The sequence below is a fragment of the Klebsiella sp. A-Nf5 genome (assembly GCF_002810545.1).
Taxonomy (GTDB): Bacteria; Pseudomonadota; Gammaproteobacteria; order Enterobacterales; family Enterobacteriaceae; genus Klebsiella; species Klebsiella variicola.
The window spans coordinates 1-853 of the sequence record NZ_PIOG01000232.1 but is presented as its reverse complement, the minus strand read 5'-3'; the positions used below and the strand labels follow the sequence as shown (position 1 = coordinate 853).

The window sequence follows — 853 nt, the reverse complement described above, 5'->3', positions numbered from 1 at the left end:
GGACAAAAAAGAAAAATATAGATATTCGTCATGTCACAGCCGCGAAAGGATGGTTTGAAATATCAACGCTTAAGGCAATAAAACCATTATTTATCGCTAATACTGGCGTATTTGTCTCTTGTGTGTTAACTATGCTGCTATTATCAAATTTTATGTTGCTGGCATTGAAGCCATCCGCATTAGTACGATTAGGCGACGACAAGTCATGGGTTTGGATTAATGATCATATTGCTGAGAGTTCGATCTGGACCAATAATTACCTTCCCCTGAACTGGACTGAGTGGAAGCTCGATAAAAAACAGTGTGAAAGCAAGGCGTTCGATAAAACGGCTTTCTCAGAAAAAGCGGGGATAAGTGTGCGCTCGGTTGACAGGATTTGTGAAAATTTTTCAAGTGGTTCGTTGAGTGATACTATAAATAGCATTATTAAAAATCAAAAGCTGGCATGGGTTTTGGCTATTTACCCCTTCATTTTTACGATCATTTGCTTTTTTAGTTTATTACGTAGAGGCGCTGCTTCTAAACTTTATAATGAAGTACATAACTCGTAAAATGAATCTATATATTCATTTCCGCCTGGCATGACTATTTGCATAGATCGGAATTGAATGACAGGTCCGAGCACAGTAGCTGTCTCTGACCACTACCAGTTGCCTGCTGCCCGCAGGCAACCTCTGCTACATTCGCAATGTATCAATGACCGCTCTCAGCGCGGGCGACACATTGCGGTGCGGGTAATAGAGAAATGAACCTTCCAGACGCTGGCTATAACGCTGGAGCACCCGGATAAGTGTGCCCTGGGCTAGATCGTCGGTAATCAGCTCTTCCGGGACATAGGCCAGCCCCAGACCGA

2 protein-coding genes are annotated in these 853 nt (G+C 43.1%); one reads left to right on the top strand and one right to left on the bottom strand.

Annotation, left to right across the window (positions count from 1 at the left end):
• A partial coding sequence (locus tag CWM53_RS22970) for a DUF6216 family protein (RefSeq protein ID WP_100750878.1) occupies window positions 1-551 on the top strand: 551 nt, incomplete at its 5' end.
• 126 nt (window positions 552-677) lie between these two features.
• Here CWM53_RS22970 and CWM53_RS22965 read toward each other — a convergent pair.
• A partial coding sequence (locus tag CWM53_RS22965; protein ID WP_264755258.1) for a LysR substrate-binding domain-containing protein occupies window positions 678-853 on the bottom strand: 176 nt, incomplete at its 5' end.